Raw genomic sequence first — 21,789 nt, 5'->3', positions numbered from 1 at the left:
CCACCGGAAAGCTGACATGTCAACATCGTGCGCATGACTCAGCTTTGGCTCTTCATTGTCGTAGCGCTGGTCGTCGGAACGATCGTCTTCGGCGTGACCGTTCTGCTGAGCGGGGGCGACTCCGGGCTCACCCCGGTGGAGCCCGACGGCCAGTCGGTCCCCCTGCCCGGTGACCGTCCCCTGGGCGAGGACGACCTGGGCAAGACCCGGTTCGACACCGCCTGGCGCGGGTACCGGATGGCTCAGGTCGACCAGGCGCTGCAGCGCGCGGCGTACGACATCGGCTACAAGAGCGAGCTGATCGGTGTGCTGGAGGCCGAGGTGACGGCACTGCGCGAGGGCCGGACCGAGGACGCGGACGCGCTGCGCTCCGCCCGCGAGGCCGCGATCGCGCCGGCCTCATCGACGGAGACCTCCGCGCCGGCCGCGGACGAGCCGGTGGTGGAGGTGGCCGAAGCGCCGCCGGCCGCGGCCGATGAGGAGCCGGCGGAGCAGCGATGAGCGGCAGCGGCCCGGCCGACGACCCGGCCCGTCCCGGCTCCGGCGAGTTCACCGCCACGGTGATCGTGAACGCCCCGGCGCCGAAGGTCTTCGCCGCGTTCCTCAACTGGGAGAAGCAGTCCGAGTGGATCCCGTTCACCCGGGTCCGGGTGGTCGAGGGGGACGGCGGCGAGGGCAGCCTGGTCGAGGCGGTCACCGCGCTCGGGCCGGCCGTGCTCCGGGACGAGCTGCGCGTGGTCAAGGTCAACGCGCCGTACGAGGTCCGCGTGGTGCACTGCGGAAAGGTGCTGCGGGGCCCCGGCTCGATGCGCTGCACCGCGATGTCCGGCGACCGGACCCAGATCGTGCTGCACGAGTGGTTCCACCTGCCGCCCGGTCCGGTCGGCAAGATCGCCTGGCCGGTGCTCTGGCCCGGCTCGAAGCTCGGCTTCACCGGCGCGCTGAAGAGATTCGGGCGCCTCGTCGAACAGGGGCGCCTTCCATGACCGACGACCTCCTGATCGGCGACGACACCAAGGCGCGCTGCTTCTGGGGCGGCGGCTCACCGGAGTACGCGGCGTACCACGACACCGAGTGGGGCCGGCCGGTGCGCGGCGACGACGCGCTCTTCGAGCGGCTCACCCTGGAGGCCTTTCAGTCCGGCCTCTCCTGGATCACCATTCTGCGCAAGCGCCCGGCGTTCCGGGCCGCTTTCGACGATTTCTCGATCACCAAGGTCGCGGCGTACACCGAGGCCGACGCGGACCGGCTGATGGCCGACGCGGGCATCGTCCGGAACCGGATGAAGGTCGACGCCGCCCTGCACAACGCGAGGGTCGCCGCGGAGCTGGCGCCGGGCGAGCTGACCGAGCTGCTCTGGTCCTTCGCCCCCGCGCCGCGGCCGCGCCCGGACGGCAGGGCGGCCGTGCCGGCCGTGACGCCGGAGTCGACGGCGATGGCCAGGACGCTCAAGAAGCGCGGCTTCAAGTTCGTCGGCCCGACCACGGCGTACGCGTTGATGCAGGCGACTGGCATGGTCGACGACCATCTGATCGGCTGTTGGGTCCCACCGGTCACCGCGAGCCCCGGCGCGTGATGGGATAGGGCTTATGGCGCAATGGTCGGTGATCATCCCTTCGGAGCAGTGGGCGACGGAACGTCTGTTCCAGCAGGACGTCGTGGTGGTGGCGGGCGGCCCGGCCGGGGTGTCCGCCGGTGACGAGGCCCTCCTGATCGCCGACGAGCAGGTCGTGGCGCTGGCCCGGGTCGAGAAGGCGGGCGAGTACCTGGCCCTGGCGTACCTGCGCCGGGCCTTCGACGAGCCGGTCCCGGCCGGTGAGCTGGCCTCCGGCGGCGCCGTGGCGGAGGCCGACTTCCGGCGCTTCGCCGACCGGCTCGGCGCGGCCCGGCCGAAGCGCAACTGGCTGGTCAGCGTGGCGATGCCGATCGAGGCGTCGGGTCCGGCCGAGGCGGTCCGGCAGTTCTGGTCGCACGTGAACGAGCTGGGCCCCCGGGAGCTGCCGACCTATGTCTGGCCGTCCGGTGACGAGCTGGCGATGCAGGCCTTCGTCCTCGGGGTCGAGGCGAACCAGGACCCCGAGGAAGAAGATGAGGAAGACGAGGACTAGCGGCCCTCGTAAACCGGCTTCCGCTTGTTGACGAACGCGTCGACCGCGTTCCGGTGGTCCGCCGTCGCCCCGCAGATCGCCTGCGCCTGGGCCTCGGCGGCGAGCGCGTCGGAGAGCGTGCCGGCGTCGCCGATCGACAGCTCCCGCTTGATCGCGCCATAGGCCAGGGTCGGCCCGGCGGCCATCCGGGCGGCCAGCTCCTGGGCCACCGGCAGCACCTGCTCGTCGTCCTCGAGCAGCCGGGTGAGCATGCCGATCTCGTACGCCCGCTGCGCCTTCACCGGCTCGGCGAGCAGCAGCAGTTCGACCGCCCGGGCGTGCCCGACGATCCGCGGCAGCGACCAGGAGATGCCGCTGTCGCCGGCCAGGCCGACGTTGGCGAAGGCCATCAGGAACGACGTCTTCGGCCCGCCGATCCGGAAGTCGGCGAGCATCGCCAGCGACGCGCCCGCGCCGGCCGCCATCCCGCGCACGGCCGCGATCACCGGCTTCGGCATGCTGGCGAGCCGCTGCGCGATCGGGTTGTAGTGCACCTGGACGGTGTTCAGGTCGGTGTGGCCCTGCCCCAGCAGCTCCGCGTGCTCGCGCAGGTCCTGGCCGCCGCAGAAGGCCGCACCGGCACCGGCCAGGACGATCGCCCGGCAGGACCGGTCGGTCTCCAGCTCGGCCAGGGTGTCCCGGAGGGCCACCTTGAGGTCCACGGTGAAGGAGTTCATCGCCTCGGGGCGGTTCAGGGTCAATGTGACGACCGCGTCAGTGCGGTCGACGAGGAGCGCGTCGGTCATGTGTCAGAGAATCCCACACGGCCGCTCCTGTGGGCCGGGTGCAGGCAACGTTCGACGTAACGATCGGCGGCGGGACGCAGCCGGGCGGCGTGCTTGTCGAAGAAGGCGGCGGCGTGGACGCCCGGCCAGCCGGGTGGCAACAGCGGCGTGGGCAACTGTGGATCGTGGAAGAGGAACGAGCGCCAGGCGTGCACCAGGCGGAAGCGGGCCGCGTACGCCTCCTCGTCCGGGCTACGCACGGTGACCGCCTTCACCACCGGCTGTAGCTCGGCCTCGAAGTCCTGGTACGACCGTCCGATCCGGTCCAGATCCCAGGCCTTGCGGACGATCGCGTTGGCCCCGGCCGAGCCGGCCGAGTGAGCCGCGCTGAACCGTTCGTAACCCGCCCCGGCCTCCTGGAGCACCGCGTCCAACTCGTCCGACGCTCGCGGGGCGACCCACACCTGTTCGCTGAGGGGCCCGTACCCGAGGAAGGCGAGCCGTTCCGTCTCCCGGCGGGCCAGTGGCGGGTCGTGCAGCAGGACCAGATCGAAGCGGCCGTCCCAGCCGCCGCGTCCGATTCGGTACACCCGCGCGGTGGCCTCGTCAAGCCGCCGCGCCGCCTTGGGAGTGAGCAGATAGCCCGGTCCGGAGGTCATGCGCAGCGGATGCAGCCAGCCCTGTCGCACCATTCGCGACACTGCGGTGCGGACTGCCGGGGCCGCGATGTCCAGCGGAGCGAGCAGCCGCACGAGGGCGGCGACCGGGGCTCGCGAGCCGCGGGTGCGCAGGTAGTCGCCGTACAGGTCGAAGAGTGCGGACCGCGCCTGCATGACCGCACATTGTGACAGCCCAAAAGACGATATGCTAGACGCTGTCACATCCGCCCGGGCTGGGTTTGGGTTCGCCGGTGTTCATCAGGGAAAATGTTTGATCGGCACGGTGGGCCGCAACGCGTGAAGACGTGAAACGGCCTGTACGGCCGCCGGTCGGAAACGAGCACCGCGTCACGTGGGGCTGAGCACGTGACGCGGCTGCTGGCATTCCAGGAGCAAGTGGCTGTGGGGCAACCCACCGACCCTGACGTAGGTCTGAGGGGAGACAAGATGGCGGCGATGAAGCCGCGGACGGGCGATGGTCCGCTGGAGGTCACCAAGGAGGGGCGTGGCATCGTCATGCGCGTCCCGCTGGAGGGTGGTGGCCGTCTCGTCGTGGAGATGACCCCGGACGAGGCCAACGCGCTGGGTGACGCGTTGAAGTCGATCGCCGGCTGACGTTTCACGCGAGCCCGCCGGTACGGTACCGCCCGTACCGGCGGGCTTTCCACGTCTCAGGGAAAGGTCATCCTCCCGTGTTCGCTATCAGGTTTGCTGGTGGGCTCGACGACGCGCGGACCTGGGTGGTGCCGGTCGGCGCCCCTGGTGACGACGATGTCGGCGCCGAGGTGAGCGCGCTCGCGGCAGCGACGCCCGACGCTCGGAAAGCCGGCGAGGTCACCGTTCTGCCGCGCCCGCTGCGCCGCCCGGCCCGGGTGCTGCTGGCCGGTGCCGGCGACGGCGACGAGGCGGGCTGGCGGGCCGCCGGCGCCGCGATCGTCCGGGCCCTGACCGACGACGAGCAGGCTCAGGTCCGGCTTCCGGACGACCTGTCGCCGGACGCGCTGCGCGGTCTGGCCGAGGGCCTGTGGCTGGGTGGCTATCGCTATCGCGAGGCTCCGAAGCCGCCGCGGTCCGGCGATGTCGAACTGGTCGTCCGGGAATCTCCGGCGTACGCCGAGGCGCTCGCCCAGGCGCGGGCGACGGCCACCGCCACCTGGCTGGCCCGGGACCTCACCAACACACCGTCGTCGTTGAAGAATCCGGCCTGGTTCGCCGACCAGGTGGTCGCCGAGGCGGCGAAGCGTCCGGGCATGACCGTCAAGGTGCTCGCCGGCGAGGAGCTGGAGCGTTTCGGTGGTCTGGTGGCGGTCGGCGGTGCCTCGGTGTCGCCGCCCCGCTTCGTCGAGGTGTCCTGGACACCGCCCGCGGCGCCGGACGCGCGGCACGTGGTGCTGGTCGGCAAGGGGATCACCTTCGACACCGGTGGCATCTCGATCAAGCCGCGGGACGGCATGTGGCTGATGAAGAAGGACATGGGCGGCGCGGCCGCGGTCCTCGGCGCCACCCTCGCCGCCGCCGACCTGGAGCTGCCGGTCCGGGTGACCACGCTGCTCCCGCTCGCCGAGAACGCGGTCGGCGCGGCGGCGTTCCGGCCCGGCGACATCATCCGGCACTACGACGGCACCACCAGCGAGAGCACCAATTCGGACGCCGAGGGCCGGCTGGTGCTGGCCGACGCGTTGGGCTACGCGACCGAGCGGTTGAACCCGGACACCATCGTCGTGCTGGCCACGCTGACCGGGGCGAACGCGGTCGCCCTCGGCAAGCGCACGGCGGCTCTGTACAGCGAGGACGACGCGCTGGCCGGTCAGCTGGAAGCGGCGGGCTCGGCGGCCGGTGAGCGGATGTGGCGGTTGCCGCTGCCCGCGGACTACGTCGAGTACCTCAGCAGCGAGATCGCCGACCGGCACAGCTCGCCGACCCACGTGAGTTCCGTGGTGGCGGCGCTCTTCCTGCGCGAGTTCATGGGGGACGTGAAGTCCTGGGCGCACCTGGACATGTCCGCGCCGGCCTGGGCGCAGGCCCACGACGGCGACCTGACCAAGGGCGCCACCGGTTGGGGCGCCCGGACGCTGGTCCGGTACCTAGCCCTGCTTGACGGCGGTCAGTAGTCCGGCTCCGGCCGAGATGACCGCGGCGATCCACTCCTCGGACTCCCGGATCGTCTTCACCGTCTCGCGCACGGTGAGGGTGTCCACGTCACGGGCGGCCGGATCGGTGATCCGGCCGCCGGCGTGCACCCCGTTCACGACCAGCACGCCGCCGGGGCGCAGCAGCCGCAGCGCCGCCTCGGTGCACGCGGCGAACTCGGTGGTGTCGGCGTCCACGAAGATCAGGTCGTACGCCCCGTCGGCCAGCCGGGGGAGCACGTCCAGCGACCGCCCGCTGATGATCCGGGTCCGCGACGGCGCGAAGCCGGCCTCGACGAACACCCGCCGGGCGATCCGCTGGTGCTCGTGCTCGACGTCGATGGTGGTGAGCACCCCGTCCGGGCGCATGCCGCGCAGCAGCCAGATGCCGCTCACCCCGGTGCCGGTGCCGATCTCGACGACCGCTTTGGCGTTGCCGGCGGCGGCCAGCAGGCGCAGCACGGAGCCGGCGGCGGGTGAGACACAGGGCAGGCCGAGCTCATGCGCGAGCGAGCGAGCCGTCTGCAGGATCGGGTCCTCGGTCGCGTAGGTCTCGGCGAAGGGCATGGAGGGACCCGATGGCTGGCCGAAGGAGCGGGCGGCAGGACCGATGATGACGAACCTCCGTGCGGCGAGGGGCGACGTGGCGGCGGAACCGCGCACATCGGATAAGAGAGTAGAGCGATGTCCACCCGTGATGCACGGTGCCGTCGATGGATAAACAGCCCAGTCGGGACCTCGAGGCCATGGCTGGACGGCGCGGCGGGCCGAATCCGTGTCATCCTGGATGCGGAGCCGGGCGAGCGATGACTGGAGGCCCCGACGTGACCGACGGCTGGAACTGGCGCCGGCCACCCACGGCGTCGTCTGCGCCCGGTGAGCACCAGCCGCCGCCCGGGTCACCCTGGTGGACCGACGCGCTGAACGATCCCTGGCGGGACCCGTGGGCCCCGTCCGCCGTCGTGCTCCCACCACCCCCACCGTCCGGCGGCCCGCCTCTCGACCCGGTGCCGGACCCCGACGCCCCGCGCCGTCCGCTCTCCCTGATCCTGCTGATCTCCACGATCACCGCCCTGCTCGCGGGCGGTCTCGGTGGCACGCTCGGCTTCGTCTTCGCGGTCCGCGGTGGCTACGCGAGCAGCGGCGGGATCCAGCTCGGCGGGACCGGGCAGCAGAGCCCGGCGGTGGTCGCCCGGGACCCCGGGTCGCTGGCCGGGGTGGCCAAGCAGGTCCAGCCCAGCGTCGTCACGGTGCACGTGACCGGCGCGATCGGCTCCGGGTTCGTGGTCTCCGCGGACGGTTACGTGATCACCAACGACCACGTGGTCGACGGGGCCGGCAACACCATGACGGTCTCGTTCAGCGACGGCTCCACGGCCTCCGCAAAGCTCGTGGGGCGTGCCCCGGAGTCGGACATCGCGGTGATCAAAATCGCAAAGTCCGGGCTGCCCGTGGTGGAGTTCGGTGACTCCGACGCGCTCGCGGTGGGTGATCCGGTGCTCGCGTTCGGTTCGCCGCTCGCGCTGGAGAACACCGTGACGTACGGCATCGTCAGCGCCCTGGACCGCACCATCGAGGCCGGCGAGTCCGGTGGCACCACCCGGTACTACGCGGCCATCCAGACCGACGCCGCGGTCAACCAGGGCAACTCCGGTGGTCCGCTGGTGAGCGCGGGCGGCGAGGTGATCGGGGTGAACTCGGTGATCCGTTCGGTGGGCGGTGCGGACAACGAGGCCGGCAACATCGGTCTCGCCTTCGCCATCCCGATCAACCAGGCCAAGCGGATCGCGCAGGACATCATCGACACCGGGAAGGCCCGGCGCACGGTCATCGGCGCGGAGGTCAACGCCGCCGGCAGTGCCGGCGGCGCCAAACTGCGCTCGGTGGAGCGGGCCGGTCCGGCCGCCGCGGCCGGTCTGAAGGCCGGTGACGTGCTCACCAAGATTGACGGTCACCCGGTGCAGGACGGCACCGATCTGATCGCCCTGGTGCGCAAGCACGCGCCCGGCGCGGTGGTCGCGGTGGAGTACCGGCGGGGTACCAAGACCGGCTCCGCCTCGGTGACCCTGGCCGCCGACACGAACTGACAGCCAGGTGGGGTGTCCGGAGCACAGGTCGCGTGCGTACGCTTGCCCCCGGACGCTGTGGGGAGGTCGCTCGTGTTCGAGAATCTGAACTGGTGGGAGATCGGCGCGCTGCTGATGCTCGCACTGCTGATCTTCGGGGAACGCCTGCCCAAGGTCATCGGGGACGGGCTGCGGATGCTGCGCGGGCTGCGCTCGATGGCACAGAACGCGACCTCGGACCTGAGCAAGGAACTGGGCACCGACATCCAGCTCGAGGATCTGCATCCGAAGGCGTTCATCCGCAAGCACATCCTCAGCGAGGATGAGGAGCAGGCGCTGCGCAAGCCGCTGCAGAGCCTCTTCGACGACGTGAAGCAGGATCTGAACGGCGTCAAGTCCGACCTGAACGGCGTGAAGGCGAACCTCAACGAGACCGCCTCCGACCTGCGGAGCGTCGGCAAAAGCAGCGCGCCGGCCGAGAGCCCTCGACCGGCGCAGCGCTTTGATCTGGACGCGACGTAGGCGTCAGCCCCGTTTGGCGTTGACCATCAAGCCCAGGGGCTTTCCGACCAGGGACTCGCGGCGGACGGCCAGCTTGTCGGCCACCTCGTCGAGCGCCTTCGCAGCCGGGGCCGACGGGTCGGCCAGCACGATCGGCGTGCCGGCGTCGCCGGCCTCGCGGACCCGCGTGTCCAGCGGGATCTGCCCGAGCAGCGGCACCCGGGCGCCGACCGTCTGGGTCAGCGACTGGGCCACGGTCTCGCCGCCACCGGCGCCGAAGACCTCCATCCGGGAGCCGTCCGGCAGCTCCAGCCAGGACATGTTCTCCACCACGCCGACCAGCCGCTGGTGGGTCTGCAGCGCGATCGCGCCGGCCCGCTCGGCCACCTCGGCGGCCGCCATCTGCGGGGTGGTGACGACCAGGATCTCCGCGTTCGGCAGGAGCTGGGCCAGGGAGATGGCCACGTCACCGGTGCCCGGCGGCAGGTCGAGCAGCAGCACGTCCAGGTCGCCCCAGTAGACGTCGGCGAGGAACTGCTGCAACGCCCGGTGCAGCATCGGGCCCCGCCAGACCACCGCGGCGTTGCCGGCGGTGAACATGCCGATCGAGATCACCTTCACACCGTGCGACTGCGGCGGCATGATCATGTCCTCGACCCGGGTGGGCGGGCTCTGCACACCGAGCATCCGCGGCACCGAGTGGCCGTAGATGTCCGCGTCGACCACGCCGACCGACAGGCCCCGCTTGGCGAGCGCCGCGGCCAGGTTCACCGTCACGCTCGACTTGCCGACCCCGCCCTTACCGCTGGCCACCGCGTACACCCTGGTCCGGGAGCCGGGCTGGGCGAACGGGATGACCGGCTCGGCGGCGGCGCCGCCACGTAGCGTGGTCTGAAGCGCCTTCCGCTGTTCCTCGCTCATCACGCCGAAGTTGATCTCGGCGCCGGTGATGCCGGGGATCTCGGTGACCGCGGCGGTGATGTCGGTGGTCAGCTTGTCCCTCAGCGGGCAGCCGGCGACGGTGAGCAGCAGATCGACCTTGACGAGGCCGTCGCTGACGGTGAAGCCCTTGACCATGCCGAGTTCGGTGATCGGGCGGCGGATCTCGGGGTCGTCGACGGTCGCCAGAGCGGCCTGGATCGCGTCCTCGAGGGTTGAGGCAGGTGCGGACATGGAGCCCATGCTACGTCGAGGTCAGGGGTGGTCTTCCTCCCACTCCATACGGGCCCGCTTCTCCCGCCGCAGCGCCGCGTCGTCCAGCTCGGTGGCCAGCCGGGTCAGCTCGGAACGGAGGAAATCCCTGGTCGCGACCTCACCGAGAGCGATCCGCAGGGATGCGATCTCGCGGGCCAGGAACTCCGTGTCGGCCTTCTGCAGGGTGGCGCGGCGTCGATCCTCCTCCATGGTCAGGCGATCACGGTCGGCCTGCCGGTTCTGCGCCAACAGGATCAGCGGCGCGGCGTAGGACGCCTGCAACGACAGGACCAGGGTGAGGAAGGTGAACGTGTACGGGTCGAACCGCATCCGCTCCGGCGCCAGCGTGTTCCAGGCGAACCAGGCCCCGATCACCACGGTCATGTAGACGATGAACTTCGCCGTCCCCATGTACCGCGCGATCCCCTCCGACCAGCGGCCGAACGCCTCCGGATCGAACTTGGGCAGCTGCATCCGGCCCGGCTCACGCGGCTGATCCAGGCGGTCCCGGCGGGGCTCGCTCACAGTGGCTCCCCGTCCTCGTGGGCGTCCCGGTCACGCCAGTCACGCGGCAGCGAGTGGTCCAGCACGTCGTCGACCGTGACCGCGCCGAGCAGCCGGTGCGTGCCGTCCACCACAGGCATGGCGACCAGGTCGTACGTCGCCATCCGCCGGGTGATCTCGGCCAGCTTGATGTCCGGCCGCAGCGGTTCGATCCCGCTGTCCACCAGCCCGCCCACGATCGAGGACGGCGATTCCCGGAGCAGCCGCTGGAAATGCACCATGCCCAGATACTTCCCGGTCGGGGTGGCGCTCGGTGCCCGGGCCACGAACACCTGCGCCGCGACCACCGGCGACAGCTCGGGCTCGCGGATCCGGGCCAGCGCCTCGGCGACCGTCGCGTCCGGGGTGAGGATCACCGGCTCCGAGGTCATCACGCTGCCGGCGGTGCCCGGGCGGTAGATCATCAGCTGGCGGACCGGTGCGGCCTCGTCCGGCTCCATCAGGTCCAGCAGCACCACCTGCTCGGACTTCGGCAGCTCGGCGAGCAGGTCGGCGGCGTCGTCCGGGTCCATCCGCTCCAGCACGTCGGCGGCCCGCTCCCGGTCCAGCTGGACCAGGATCTCCACCTGATCGTGCTCGGGCAGCTCCTCCAGCACATCGGCGAGCCGGCGGTCGGAGAGCGCGGCGGCCACCTCGTTGCGCCGGGCGTCCGGCAGGTCCTGCAGCGCGTTCGCCATGTCCGCCGGGCGCATCTGGTCCAGCAGGGCGATCAGGTTCGAGGTGCCCTGCGTGTCGGTCGGGCCGACCAGGCCCCGGACCCGGTCGTACTCGACCTGGTAGACGTGGCCGCGGCGGGCCAGCCGGCCGGTGTGCTCGCGGACCGCGACCCGGGTGACCACCCACTCCGTGTTGCGATTCAGCTCCATGCCGATGTCCACCACCGTGCCGAGGTGCTCGTCGCTGCCCTCCTGCTCGGGCGCCACGGTGACCCGGCGGTCCAGCACGTCCGCCAGGATCAGCAACTCGTTCGGCCGTTTCTCGAACCGGCGCAGGTTCAGAGTGCCGGTACCGAGCACGACCCCCTCGGCGTCCATGCTGGTTATCCGCCCGATCGGCAGGAAGATCCGCCGGCGCAGCGCCATCTCGGCCACCAGACCGACGATCTGCGGCGGACGGTTCGTGGTGCGCAGCCGGATGACCGCGTCCCGCACCCGCCCGACCCGGTCGCCGTTGGGGTCGAACACCGGCAGAGCGGCCAGGCGGGCCAGATAAACCCTCGTCCCCATGGTCACAGCCCCAGATTAGGTTAGGGTCCGGACATGTCCACCGTGGCGTACGAGGTAGTCGACGTGTTCACAGATCGGCCCTTCACCGGAAATCCGCTCGCGGTGGTGTTCGGCGCGGAGCAGTTGGGCGCCGATCAGATGCAGACCCTGGCCCGCGAGTTCAATCTGGCCGAGACCACGTTCGTGCTGCCACCGACCGATCCCGGGGCGACGTACCGGGTTCGGATCTTCACCACGGAGGCCGAGCTGCCGTTCGCCGGTCACCCGAGCGTGGGAACGGCGGTGACGCTGATGCGGCAGGGCCGCTTCGGGCCCGGGCGGGTCGTGCAGGAATGCGGCGCGGGGCTGCTGCCGCTGGAGGTGACGGCCGCGGGCGCGGCCACGCTCACCGGGGCCGCGCCCCGGCTCGGCGATCCGGTCGAGGCCGATACGTTGCTCAAGATCGCCGGTCTGACGGCCGACGACTACGCCGGCGACCCGGTTGCCGTTCCCCGTACGGCGGGCTGTGGGTTGGATTGGGTCTTTCTTCCCGTACGACGGTCCGCGCTGGCCGACATCCGTCTCGACCACCAGGCGGCCGAACTGGCCGGGATCACCGAGCTGAGCGTGTTCTCGTGGGAGGACGGGACGGCACACGCCCGGGTGTTCGTGCCCGGCACGTCCGTCTGGGAGGACCCGGCCACCGGGTCGGCGGCGCTCGGCCTCGGGGTCTGGCTGGTCGCCGCGGGCCGGCTGCCCGGCGACGGCCTCTCCGCCTACCGGGTGCACCAGGGCGTCGAGATGAAGCGACCGTCCGTGCTCGACTGCACGGTGACCGCCGCGGGCGGCGTCGCCACCGCGGTGACCGTCACCGGTCACGTTCAGCCGGTCGCGTCCGGAAGGATCGCCGTTCCGCCGTTCATCGGCTGAGCCCTCAGCGCCGGACGACCTTGTGCAGCCGGAACGGCCTGCGGGTCTCGACGCGGGCCGGGGTTTCCCGGGGCGTGGCCGCGCCCGACTCCCCGGGCAGGCCCGGGGCGGCAACCACGGTCTCCTCGGCCGGGGTGAGCCGGAGCAGCGCGCAGCCCGATCCGGCCCAGCGGGCCACCAGCTCCTCGGCGCTGCCGGAGGCGTTCAGCCGCTTGCCGGCGAGCTGTGGGGCGATCTCCGCCCACTCCTCGCGGTCGGGGTCGAGCCGGTGCACCACGGCTTCGGTGGTCAGGATCAGACCGCCGTGATCGCCACGCAGCCGGACCGTGGCCCGGTCCGCCTCGGCGAGGCCGGGCGCGTACTGCTCGCCGGGGCCGGTGACCACGGCCAGCGACGTCTCCACGGGCATGCACCAGAGCGCGTACGCCGGCCCGTCAGCCACCGAGATCCAGGCGATGGCAGCTTTTTTGATCGCCTCGTCCAGCACTCCGGTCATCGCGTCATCCTCGCACGCGTCTCAGACCAGCACCGGGGTCCGGTCGAGCAGCGAGACCACCTCGGTGAGGGACCGCACGGTGCGGCCGGCGAAGTTGGTGTCGGCGTCGAAGACCAGGTGGTGGGCGAGATCGCGGGCGGCCAGCCGGACCGGGGTCATGCCGACCGCGGCGGCGCCGGTCAGCTCGTGACTGCCGCCGTCCCCGACATACAGGCACTCGTCCGGCGTCACGCCCAGCTCCGTGCAGGCGGCCAGGTAGATCCGGGGATCCGGCTTGCAGATGCCGACCTCGACCGAGAAGATCTGGGCGTCCAGCAGCGGCGCCACCGGCAGCCCGGGCAGGAAGGCGGGTAGTTCGTGGGTGCAGTCGCTGATCAGCGCCGTGCGCAGGCCCCGGCGACGGATCGCGGTGAGCGCGCTGACCGCGTCCGGCCGAAGCTGGGTGTCGGCGCGCAGCGCGTCGACCCGGGCCGGCATCGCCGCCTGGATGGCGCCCGGCCGGGGCAGGCCACCGGCCTGCTCGATCACCCAGCGCAGGGTGGCTTCGGCGGATCCGTACCGGCCGCAGGCACGGGCCCGGAAGGTGCGGTCCAGAACGCCCCGCACCGCTTCCGGATCGGCGCCGAGCGAGCGGGCGATGGCGGCGTGCTGCGGACCACGCTGCACCGAACGGGTCAAGGTGCCGAAGAAGTCGAACACCACCGCACGGTATGCGGGCATGAAAATCGCTCTCCTGGGCATCGAAGGGTGGAAAAGGCCGAGGGGCCGTCGGTGACTGTAGCGACTCAGTTACTGTCCGCCAACCGACAGGAGCAAACACCCTGCTCACCTGCGCAAGAAGCGACGGCCGGTGATGAATAGGCGCTCATCAGGGCAACCGATCAGCCCTCTGACGGTGTTGGCGCTGGCTGTGGCGGTGTTCGCGGTCTCGTCGTCGGCGCCGCTGATCGCGTTCGCGACGGCGCCGGCGCTCGCGGTCGCGTTCTGGCGCAACGGGCTGGCGTCGGTGGCGCTCACCCCGGTCGCGCTCGGCCCGCGCCGTCACGAGGTGCGCGACGCGATCCGAGGTTCCCGGAGACGGGCCGGGATGTTCTGCGTGCTCGCCGGCGTGGCGCTGGCGGCGCACTTCGCGACCTGGATGCCGAGCGTGAAGCTGGGCACGGTGGCCACCTCGACCGCGCTGGTCGCCACCCAGCCGGTGTGGCAGGGCCTGATCGCGGCCGGGCAGGGCCGGCGTCCGTCGGTGCCGGGGTGGATCGGCATCGTCCTGGCGGTGGCCGGTGCCGCCTGGGCCACCGGTGCCGACGTCGGCGTCTCCGGTCAGGCTGTCCTCGCCGACGTGCTGGCCGTCCTCGGTGCGATCTTCGCTGCGGTCTACACGGCGCTGGGCGAGCGGGCCCGGACGGCGTTGAGCACGACGACGTACACCTGGATCTGTTACGGCGTCTGTGCCCTGATCCTGCTGGTCGTCTGCGCTGTCGCCGGGATCGATCTGATCGGCTACGACAGCCGCACCTGGGCCGCGATCCTGGCGTTGGTGGTGGGTGCTCAGCTGCTGGGGCACTCGATGTTCAACTACGCGCTGCAGCACACCTCGGCGACCACGGTCAGTGTTCTGATCCTGCTCGAGGTGCCCGGGGCGGCTCTGCTGGCCTGGCTCTGGCTGGGTCAGGTGCCGAGCACCGGAGCGCTTCCGGGGCTGGGTCTCCTGATGGCCGGGGTGGCGGTGGTCATTCTCGGTGCCGGCCGCTCGGCTCGTCGTCGCGCGACTTCCGCCCCGGCCGAGGAGTCTCTTCCCACCTGACCGTCCGCAGTTCCTCAGCGAGCCGATGAGTCGCTTCCCGCTTGCCCTCCGCGGGGTTCCTCAACGGGCCGAGGAATCGCTTCCCACTTGGCCCCTCTGCGGGGTTCCTCACGAACCGAGGAGTTTCCCGCTTGCCTTTCTGCGGTGCCTCAGCGGCCGGGGAGCCCCTTCCCGCGTGTATCCGCCCGGCTCAGGAGTCCCTTTCTGCCTGATCTCCCGGCTGCTCGACCTTCTGGGGTGCTCCAGTCCTGCCGTTGGGTTCGGGGCTTGGGCCGCGAGGCCTGGAGGAGGGACTCCATCGGTCGTACCTCCGATGGGTTTGGGTTTGCGGAAACGGCGCGCGACGGGCGCGAAGGCTGGACCGTCAGGTATGTAGCCGGATTTGTCGGTTTTCGCTCCTTTCTGGCCGTCACCGGTGAGGTCGGGGAGGTCGTTGGACCAGCGGGCTGACCGGGACCCTCCGGCGTTCCGGGGCCGAGGCCGGTCGGCCTGGCGGCGGGGCGGCCGGGCGCGGTAATGAGGAGGGATGCGATGCATCGGGTACGGCTCGGCCGGCTGCTCCTCGCCGGGATGCTCATGATCAGTGGTTGCGGCGAGTTCGAGAGCGCCGACCAGCCCGAGTCGGCGGGCGTGGTGGGCGGCTGGCGGACCGCGGGGTGCGAGTTCAGTCGCGCGCTGGAGTACGTCGAGCGTGGCGGCGTCCGGATGCCGATCACCCCCGCGCCGCTCGCCGCCGTGATGGAGCGCATCGAGCAGGCAGGCCGCCTGCGCTTCGCGGAGAGTTTCGCCGGGATCGAGGTGGATCAGCCGCGGGTCCGCGCGATCGTCTACCGGGTGCCGGCGGGTTCCGCCGAGTTCGACGACTTCATCCGGCACACCGCGGAGAACAATTGCGTCGTGGTACGGGACGCCGCGCACGCCGTCGCGGAACTCGACACCTGGCACGACCGGGTCGTCGCCGATCTGGCGTTCTGGACGGCCCAGGGCGTGCGGATCGTCACCGTCGGTAGTCGTCACGACGGGGCGGGAGTGGAGATCGGCACGGAGGACGTCGAGCGGGCCCGCAGCGAGATGCCGGCCCACTACGGCACCGGCGCGCCGCTGATCTTCGTCGAGCAGGGTCCGGTCACGCCGCTGGCCCGGGCGGTTCCGCCTCGACACGACGACTGAATTCCCGGCGTGTCGGAAAATCGTCCTCGGGAGGGTCGGCTCGCAGGTCGGGCCTTCTACGGGACGGTGGCACCGGGTGCGCCACGGACCCGCGGATGTTTGCTCCGGCTTCCGGGAGCAGGCAGGATCGCCGCATGGTCTTCGACGCCCGTTCCACCGGCGGTACCCCTTCGCGGCGTGACGCCACCCGACCGGCCGACGGCCGGCCGCCCCGGTCCGGCGTGCCCGGCAGCGACCCGGACCGCCCGGTCGAGATCACGCCCGAGGTCGTGGAGGCGGAGTTCGAGGAGGCGAGCGCGGAGGCCGCGGTGACACTGCGCTTGGACGGAAAGGTCGCACTGGTCACCGGCGCCGGCAGCCCCGACGGGATCGGGTATGCGACCGCCCGCCGGCTGCGTGACCTGGGCGCCCGGGTGGCGATCGTCTCCACCACCCGGCGCATCCACGAGCGCGCCTCCGAGCTGGGGATCACCGGCTTCGTCGCCGACCTGACCGACGAGTCCGAGGTGGGCGCGCTCGCCGACGCCATCGCCGACCAGCTCGGCGACGTGGAGGTGCTGGTCAACAACGCCGGCCTGGCGAGCCGGGCCAGCCCCGAGGTGCTCCGGCCGGTCGCCCAGCTCTCCCTGGACGAGTGGAAAGCGGAGATCGACCGGAACCTGAGCACCGCGTTCCTGTGCAGCCGGGCGTTCATCGGCGGCATGTCGGAGCGCGGCTGGGGCCGGATCGTGAACCTGGCCGCGACGGCGGGGCCGGTCAACGCCCTGCCGACCGAGGCGGCGTACGCGGCGGCCAAGGCCGGGGTGGTGGGTTTGACCCGGGCCCTGGCGATGGAGCTGGTAGCGGACGGGGTCAACGTGAACTGCGTAGCGCCCGGAACGATCTACACGGCGGCATCCACGGTGACGGAGATCAAGCAGGGCCTGGGCACGCCGATCGGCCGCCCGGGAACGCCGGACGAGGTCGCGGCGGCGGTGGCGTTCCTGTGCTCGCCGGCGGCGTCGTACATCACCGGTCAGATGCTGGTCGTCGATGGTGGCAACAGCGTGCGGGAGGCCCAGTTCCGCTGACCCCCTCCGGCTCGCGGCGCGGGGTTTAGCGCGGCGTGGGCCGGAGTCGCTCCGATTCGCGGTCGGCCTGAGTCGTTTCGGCTCGCGGTGTGGGCCGGAGTCCGCTCCGATTCGCGGTCGGCCTGAGCTGCTTCGGCTTGCGGTGTGGGTGTAACGCGGTGTGGGCCGGAGTGGCTCCGGGTTCGTGGCCGGCCTGAGTATGGGGCTGAGTCGGTTCGGCTCGCGGTGTGGGTTTGCGCGGTGTGGGCTGGAGTCCGCTCCGACGCACGGCAGGCCAGGGCTGCTCCCCTGGGATTGAGCTGCTCCGGCTCGCGGTGCGCCGCATGGGTTTGAGCCATTTCGGCTTGCACGAGGAGGTTGAGCCGCTCCGGCTGCAGCGTTGGCCTGAGCCACTCTTACTCGCAGCGTGGGCGGTGAGCTGGGCTGGTTGCTGCCGATCCTTGGTAGGCGGAGCCGGTTTTGCCGGACCGGGTCGGGCGTGGGTCGCGAGGCGGGTGCCCGGCCTCGGGCTGGCGCTCATCGTGGTCAAAATGGCCTCGATACCGATGCCGGGACCAACTTGGTTCTGACGGGTGGTGCTGGTGGTATCGAAAGCCCGGACACCATCGTGGAACCCAGATGGGCCCGAGTGAGCGCGCTGTTCAGGAGAGTTTGGTCAGGCTGCCGAGGGCGCGCTCGACGGCGAGGCAGCGGTCCTCGACGTAATCGATGCCGGCAGCCTCGGCGATCTGCCGGGCCTCCGCGGAGATGATGCCGCTCTGCAACCACACCGCCGGCGCCCCGATCGCGACGGCCTGGCGCACCACCTCGACGGCGTCCCGTGCCGGGCGGAAGATGTTCACCAGATCGACCCGCTCGTTCAGGTCGGCCAGGGTCGGCACGGTCTTCACCCCGAAGATCTCATCGGCGAACGGGTTGACCGGGATGATCCGCCACCCGTGCCGCAGCATCTGCAACGGCACCGTGTGCGCCACCTTGACCGTGTTGTGGGAAGCGCCGACCACCGCGATCACGTTCGCTTCGGCCAGGATCTGCTGAGCGCTGCGCATCCCTCGACTCTAGTCACGCTTTGCCCAGGTCGCTGCGGGCACGATCATGCGCCGCCAGGACCGCCTGGGACCCGCGTGAGCTGCGGCTCGGGGGTCCTCTCCGCCGCTCGGCGTCACTCGAGTGACTGCCCCGCGATGCTCAGCTGAGTGACTGCTTCGCGACGCTCAGCGGCATTTCAGCGACCGCCTCCAACATTTCAACGACTGTTTCTCCGGCACTCAGCGGCACTTCAACGGCTGCATCGGCCAATGCCCAAGCGGCACTTCAACGGCTGGATCAGCGATGCTCGAGCGGCGCTTCAGCGACTGCTTCTCCAGCGCTCAGAGCGGCGCTTCAGCGGCTGCTCTCCAATCCACTCGGTCGCTCTGATTCCGCTCGGCGGCGATGCGGGATCTGCGGGGTGGTGCGTCACAGGAGGGTGAGCTGATCAATTTGGGCGGCTGGCGTCTCGGGAGCGGGAAGGTCACGGAACTGGGCCGGGGTGGGGCGGTGCAGGCCGTGGCGGCGAGCGGCCATGCGGACGCGGGCGGAGACTTCGTCCTGGTAGGCGCGGGGCGAATAGGCGCCACGGGCGAAGAGCTCTCGGTGGCGTGGGACGAGGGTGGGGTGTTCACGGGCGAGCCAGGTCGCATACCACTCGCGGGCGCCGGGGCGCAGGTGCAACGGGATCGGGGTGACGCTGGTGGCTCCGGCGGCGGCGACGGCGGCGACCGTCTCATCGATGGACTCCTCGGTGTCGGTCAGGCCGGGGAGGATCGGGGCCAGCAGGACGCCGACCGGGAAGCCGGCGTCGGTCAGGCGGCGGAGCGCGTCGAGGCGGCGCCGGGGGCTGGGAGTGCCGGGCTCGGCGGAGCGCCAGACCCGCTCGTCGATGAAGCCGACCGAGAAGGCCAGGCTGACCCGGGTCACCTCGGCGGCCTGGCGGAGCAGCTCCAGGTCACGCAGGATCAGCGTGCCCTTGGTCAGGATGGAGAACGGGTTGGCGTGGTCGCGGAGCGCGGCCAGGATCTCCGGCATCAGCTGGTAGCGGCCTTCGGCCCGCTGGTAGACGTCGACGTTGGTACCCATCGCGATCGGGGCGCCGGACCAGCGGGAGTCGGCGAGCTCGCGGCGGATCAGCTCACCGGCGTTCACCTTGACCACGATGCGGCTGTCGAAGTCGTGACCGGGGTCGAGGTCGAGGTACTTGTGGGTGCCGCGGGCGAAGCAGTTGTGGCTGACCACGCCGTCGGCGATGAAGTCGCCGGTGCCGGTGGAGATGTCGAAGAGCGGCAGGGTGAGGCCGAGATCCTCGATGTCGGTCACGGCGAGCCGGCGGTCGGCTCGGACCCCGACGCCGGACGCGTCCAGCGGGGCGTTGAGCGCGCCGGTGAGGTGCCGGAAGCGCAGTGCGGACCAGAGGTCCCGGCCGGTCTCCACCCGGCCCGGACGATCGGCGTGGCAGGGCACCGGGGTGCGGCTGGTCAGGCCGAGGTGGGTGAGGGCCTCGGTGATCCAGCGCAGGTAGACGCGGTCGGTGCTCCGGAAGACGATGGCGAGCCGCTCGGCCCGGCCGGCCGCGCCGAACGCGCCGGCGAGGAATCCGCGGTACCACTCGCCGGAGGGCAGCTCGGGCCAGCGCAGCGCGTCGGGGAGGGAGACGTCGTCGAGGTAGCCGTCGGCACGGATCCAGGCGTCGCCCTCGCGGGCGACCCGGCCGGCCGCGTCGCCGCGGACCAGGCCGCAGAGGAAACCGGCCTGGTAGTCGGGGGACTCCTTGGGCGGCTCGGCGAGGTGACCCACCCCGAACATCAGGTCGCCGATCGCGAGGGCCGGGTGGTGCGGCTCCGCGGGGCTGACATACCGCCAACCGCGGTCGGTGAGGAACCGGTGGTCGCCGCTGGAGACCAGGCGGGTGCCGTCGGCGAGGGTGACCCGGAACGCGGGCTTGCTCGTGGCCCAGTGGTCGAGCACGGTGGTCGGCACGTAACGCCGGTGCGGGCCGGCGCCCATCGTGCCCATCACCGAATCGCCCGGCCGGAGCTCGGCGAGCCGGCGGGCCGACCCGTCGGCGAGCAGGATGGGGGTGTCGCCGGAGAGGCAGTACGTACACGCGTGGGAGCAGCCACGGTACGGGTTCACGGTCCACTCGAACGGCACGCGGGAGGCGCCGGGCACCCGATTGATCAGCGACTTGGCGCGGATCTCGTAGAACGTCATGCCGGCGAAGCCGGGGGTGTCGAAGGTGCGGACGGTCGCACCGGGCAGCGCCAGCGGCAGGGGTGGAGCCGCCGACGCTGCCCTGTCCGGGAGCGAGCCGTCGTCGGCGCCCGCCGACAGATGGGACCATCGCATGGCGGCTATTCGAACACACGTACGAGGCCGTGTCCACCGCTTCGGGAGACTGTGGACACGTTCGGCGTACCGTCGCGGAAAGCAAAAGGCCCGCGGACCGTGACCGGTCCGCGGGCCTTGAGTTTCAGCTGGTCAGCTTGTCGCGCCGCTGGTGGCGTGGGCTGGTTCCCCGGCGCTGCGCGCTTCGGGCTCCGGGGCCTTCTCGGGGGTCGCCGGCTCCTGAGCCTTCTTGTGCGCCGCGACCTGATCGCGCACCTCGTTCATGTCGAGCTGCTCGACCTTCTCGATCAGGCTCTCCAGCGCCGACTCGGGAAGCGCGCCGGGCTGCGCGAAGACCACGATGCCGTCGCGCACAGCCATGATGGTCGGGATGGACCGGATGTCGAACTTGGCGGCCAGCTCCTGCTCGGCCTCCGTGTCCACCTTGCCGAAGGTGATCTCCGGGTGCTTCTCCGAGGAGCGCTCGTAGGTCGGCGCGAAGCGCATGCAGGGCCCGCACCAGCTGGCCCAGAAGTCGACCAGGACGATGCCGTCCTTGCCGGTGACCTCGTCGAAGTTCGCTGTGGTCAGCGTAACCGTCGCCATTGATGCCTCCGTCTGCGGGAATCGCTTTCGTCGGATGAAACTCCTGGCACCTGTTCACCATTCCCGTTACGGGCGTTGTGACACGTGTCCCACGGCACCTTTGTCTGGAGACGGTTCGGCGACCTTGGAGTTACTATCGTAACTGATAGTAGGCGAGTGATGTCAGGTTGCTGACATTGCCCCTGCGGGGAATCTGTTCATGATCAGGCCATCTGGGTTATTTGCCCAGGCTGTGTGTTGCCTATGGGAACGCGACCATGGGACAAAAGTAACTGTAAATAAACCTAAAAGTGAGCTGCATCACACCTGAAAGTCCTTCACATGGATACGGACGGTGAGGCAGACTCTGTTCCCAACAGAGCGTGGGCGGCGGGTGCCGGGGAGGGCCCCGCCGCTCATTGCGTCTTCATCAAAAAATGCGCCGGCCGATTTCACGGCCGGACCCGCCGCGGAATCTCCCGCGAGCCGGATGAGTAGCCTAACGCCCCATGACCGTCGGCGAGGACCAATCCACCGAGGTCGGCGTGGGCCCCTGGACGGGTGACCGGCCCGCCGGCGAGCACTACGACCCTGAGCTGCTGGCGCACGGCGACCGGCGCAACGTGGTGGACCGCTACCGGTACTGGAGTCGCGAGGCGGTGATCGCCGACCTCGATACTCGCCGCCACGAGTTCCATGTCGCGATCGAGAACTGGCAGCACGATCTGAACATCGGCACGGTCGTCCGCAACGCCAACGCGTTCCTCGCCGCCGAGGTGCACATCGTCGGTCTGCGGAAGTGGAACCGGCGAGGCGCCATGGTCACCGATCGTTACCAGCACGTCCGGCACCACCCGAGCATCGAGGAGTTCGTGGCCTGGGCGGCCGGTGCGGAGATCCCGGTGATCGGCATCGACAACCTGCCCGGCTCCCAGCCGATGGAGACCGTCACGCTGCCCCGGCGCTGCGTGCTGCTCTTCGGGCAGGAGGGGCCGGGCCTCTCCGACGCGGCGCGGAGCGCCTGCTCACAGTTGTTCTCGATCGCTCAGTACGGCTCGACCCGGTCGATCAACGCGGGTGTTGCGAGCGGAATCGCGATGCATGCCTGGATTCGCGCGCACGCCGGCCCGCCGCCCGCCTGACGTTTGAAGTGTTCTGCCGATTCGCTTGACGGCGGCTTC

Annotated in this window: 22 protein-coding genes and 2 pseudogenes; 13 read left to right on the top strand and 11 right to left on the bottom strand. The window is 70.9% G+C overall.

The window, feature by feature from the left end; all coding sequences use genetic code 11:
* Positions 1-33 precede the first annotated feature (33 nt).
* The 4 genes and pseudogenes from CHC09_RS05110 to CHC09_RS05095 all read left to right on the top strand — a co-directional run.
* A pseudogene (locus CHC09_RS05110) lies at positions 34-480 on the top strand (DivIVA domain-containing protein); the annotation flags it as partial.
* Positions 481-497: 17 nt separating this feature from the next.
* On the top strand, positions 498-986 hold the full coding sequence (locus CHC09_RS05105; RefSeq protein WP_089291719.1) for an SRPBCC family protein: 489 nt from the start codon (positions 498-500) through the stop codon (positions 984-986).
* Entirely contained in the window at positions 983-1,576 is a 594-nt protein-coding gene (locus CHC09_RS05100) for a DNA-3-methyladenine glycosylase I (protein ID WP_089291718.1), read from the top strand. Before CHC09_RS05105 ends, CHC09_RS05100 begins: the two co-directional genes overlap by 4 nt.
* Positions 1,577-1,589: 13 nt before the next feature.
* Positions 1,590-2,108 (top strand): hypothetical protein, encoded by a 519-nt coding sequence (locus CHC09_RS05095; protein ID WP_089291717.1) that lies wholly within the window; start codon positions 1,590-1,592, stop codon positions 2,106-2,108.
* Here the strand turns inward: CHC09_RS05095 and CHC09_RS05090 are convergent.
* Together CHC09_RS05090 and CHC09_RS05085 are read right to left on the bottom strand one after the other, a co-directional pair.
* Positions 2,105-2,893: an enoyl-CoA hydratase-related protein gene (locus tag CHC09_RS05090; protein WP_089291716.1), complete on the bottom strand. Its 789-nt coding sequence runs from the start codon at positions 2,891-2,893 to the stop codon at positions 2,105-2,107. The genes CHC09_RS05095 and CHC09_RS05090 overlap by 4 nt on opposite strands.
* Positions 2,890-3,705 (bottom strand): PaaX family transcriptional regulator, encoded by an 816-nt coding sequence (locus CHC09_RS05085; protein WP_089291715.1) that lies wholly within the window; start codon positions 3,703-3,705, stop codon positions 2,890-2,892. Before CHC09_RS05085 ends, CHC09_RS05090 begins: the two co-directional genes overlap by 4 nt.
* 273 nt (positions 3,706-3,978) lie before the next feature.
* Between CHC09_RS05085 and CHC09_RS05080 the strand changes: the two genes are divergently transcribed.
* The gene (locus CHC09_RS05080) at positions 3,979-4,146 is read left to right on the top strand and encodes a DUF3117 domain-containing protein (protein WP_014447667.1); all 168 of its coding nucleotides are present in this window, start codon (positions 3,979-3,981) and stop codon (positions 4,144-4,146) included.
* A gap of 77 nt (positions 4,147-4,223) precedes the next feature.
* On the top strand, positions 4,224-5,642 hold the full coding sequence (locus CHC09_RS05075; protein WP_089291714.1) for a leucyl aminopeptidase family protein: 1,419 nt from the start codon (positions 4,224-4,226) through the stop codon (positions 5,640-5,642).
* On the opposite strand, the gene CHC09_RS05070 is transcribed toward CHC09_RS05075, so the two are convergent.
* Entirely contained in the window at positions 5,616-6,227 is a 612-nt protein-coding gene (locus CHC09_RS05070) for an O-methyltransferase (RefSeq protein ID WP_089291870.1), read from the bottom strand. The two genes, CHC09_RS05075 and CHC09_RS05070, sit on opposite strands and share 27 nt — an antisense overlap.
* Before the next feature lie 257 nt (positions 6,228-6,484).
* Between CHC09_RS05070 and CHC09_RS05065 the strand changes: the two genes are divergently transcribed.
* Positions 6,485-7,747, top strand: a complete 1,263-nt coding sequence (locus CHC09_RS05065) for a S1C family serine protease (RefSeq protein ID WP_089291713.1) — start codon at positions 6,485-6,487, stop codon at positions 7,745-7,747.
* A 72-nt stretch (positions 7,748-7,819) separates the two neighbouring features.
* Positions 7,820-8,248, top strand: coding sequence for a twin-arginine translocase TatA/TatE family subunit (locus tag CHC09_RS05060; RefSeq protein WP_089291712.1), 429 nt, complete (start codon positions 7,820-7,822; stop codon positions 8,246-8,248).
* A 3-nt stretch (positions 8,249-8,251) separates the two neighbouring features.
* Here CHC09_RS05060 and CHC09_RS05055 read toward each other — a convergent pair whose 3' ends face one another.
* The 3 genes from CHC09_RS05055 to CHC09_RS05045 are packed head-to-tail and all read right to left on the bottom strand — an operon-like array spanning position 8,252 to position 11,217.
* A complete protein-coding gene (locus tag CHC09_RS05055; RefSeq protein WP_089291711.1) occupies positions 8,252-9,400 on the bottom strand; it encodes an Mrp/NBP35 family ATP-binding protein in 1,149 nt (382 codons plus the stop codon).
* 21 nt (positions 9,401-9,421) lie between these two features.
* On the bottom strand, positions 9,422-9,895 hold the full coding sequence (locus CHC09_RS05050) for a DUF1003 domain-containing protein (RefSeq protein WP_089291869.1): 474 nt from the start codon (positions 9,893-9,895) through the stop codon (positions 9,422-9,424).
* Positions 9,896-9,942: 47 nt separating this feature from the next.
* On the bottom strand, positions 9,943-11,217 hold the full coding sequence (locus tag CHC09_RS05045) for a magnesium transporter MgtE N-terminal domain-containing protein (protein ID WP_089291710.1): 1,275 nt from the start codon (positions 11,215-11,217) through the stop codon (positions 9,943-9,945).
* Between the two features lie 27 nt (positions 11,218-11,244).
* On the opposite strand from CHC09_RS05045, the gene CHC09_RS05040 reads away from it, so the two are divergent.
* Positions 11,245-12,120 (top strand): PhzF family phenazine biosynthesis protein, encoded by an 876-nt coding sequence (locus tag CHC09_RS05040; RefSeq protein WP_089291709.1) that lies wholly within the window; start codon positions 11,245-11,247, stop codon positions 12,118-12,120.
* 4 nt (positions 12,121-12,124) lie between these two features.
* On the opposite strand, the gene CHC09_RS05035 is transcribed toward CHC09_RS05040, so the two are convergent.
* Together CHC09_RS05035 and CHC09_RS05030 are read right to left on the bottom strand one after the other, a co-directional pair.
* Complete coding sequence (locus CHC09_RS05035; protein WP_089291708.1) at positions 12,125-12,616, bottom strand: hypothetical protein; 492 nt, start codon at positions 12,614-12,616, stop codon at positions 12,125-12,127.
* A gap of 21 nt (positions 12,617-12,637) precedes the next feature.
* Positions 12,638-13,336 (bottom strand): HAD family hydrolase, encoded by a 699-nt coding sequence (locus CHC09_RS05030; protein ID WP_089291707.1) that lies wholly within the window; start codon positions 13,334-13,336, stop codon positions 12,638-12,640.
* Between the two features lie 133 nt (positions 13,337-13,469).
* On the opposite strand from CHC09_RS05030, the gene CHC09_RS05025 reads away from it, so the two are divergent.
* From CHC09_RS05025 to CHC09_RS05015, 3 genes are all read left to right on the top strand, one after another.
* Positions 13,470-14,420: a DMT family transporter gene (locus tag CHC09_RS05025; RefSeq protein WP_089291706.1), complete on the top strand. Its 951-nt coding sequence runs from the start codon at positions 13,470-13,472 to the stop codon at positions 14,418-14,420.
* A gap of 531 nt (positions 14,421-14,951) precedes the next feature.
* Positions 14,952-15,590: a hypothetical protein gene (locus CHC09_RS05020; RefSeq protein ID WP_089291705.1), complete on the top strand. Its 639-nt coding sequence runs from the start codon at positions 14,952-14,954 to the stop codon at positions 15,588-15,590.
* A gap of 134 nt (positions 15,591-15,724) precedes the next feature.
* Positions 15,725-16,660, top strand: a complete 936-nt coding sequence (locus tag CHC09_RS05015; RefSeq protein ID WP_089291704.1) for an SDR family NAD(P)-dependent oxidoreductase — start codon at positions 15,725-15,727, stop codon at positions 16,658-16,660.
* A 641-nt stretch (positions 16,661-17,301) separates the two neighbouring features.
* Here CHC09_RS05015 and CHC09_RS05010 read toward each other — a convergent pair.
* The 3 genes and pseudogenes from CHC09_RS05010 to trxA form a co-directional block, all read right to left on the bottom strand.
* Entirely contained in the window at positions 17,302-17,709 is a 408-nt protein-coding gene (locus tag CHC09_RS05010; protein ID WP_089291703.1) for a CoA-binding protein, read from the bottom strand.
* A 409-nt stretch (positions 17,710-18,118) separates the two neighbouring features.
* Positions 18,119-20,044, bottom strand: a complete 1,926-nt coding sequence (locus CHC09_RS05005; protein WP_089291702.1) for an intein-containing Rv2578c family radical SAM protein — start codon at positions 20,042-20,044, stop codon at positions 18,119-18,121.
* Positions 20,045-20,275: 231 nt separating this feature from the next.
* Positions 20,276-20,629 (bottom strand): annotated as a pseudogene (gene trxA / locus CHC09_RS05000) (thioredoxin); the annotation flags it as partial.
* 488 nt (positions 20,630-21,117) lie between these two features.
* On the opposite strand from trxA, the gene CHC09_RS04995 reads away from it, so the two are divergent.
* Positions 21,118-21,750, top strand: a complete 633-nt coding sequence (locus tag CHC09_RS04995) for a TrmH family RNA methyltransferase (protein WP_089291700.1) — start codon at positions 21,118-21,120, stop codon at positions 21,748-21,750.
* The last annotated feature ends 39 nt before the right edge of the window (positions 21,751-21,789 follow it).

It is taken from the genome of Actinoplanes regularis (assembly GCF_900188005.1).
Lineage (GTDB): Bacteria > Actinomycetota > Actinomycetes > Mycobacteriales > Micromonosporaceae > Actinoplanes > Actinoplanes regularis.
This window is presented reverse-complemented; position numbering and strand designations above follow the sequence as displayed.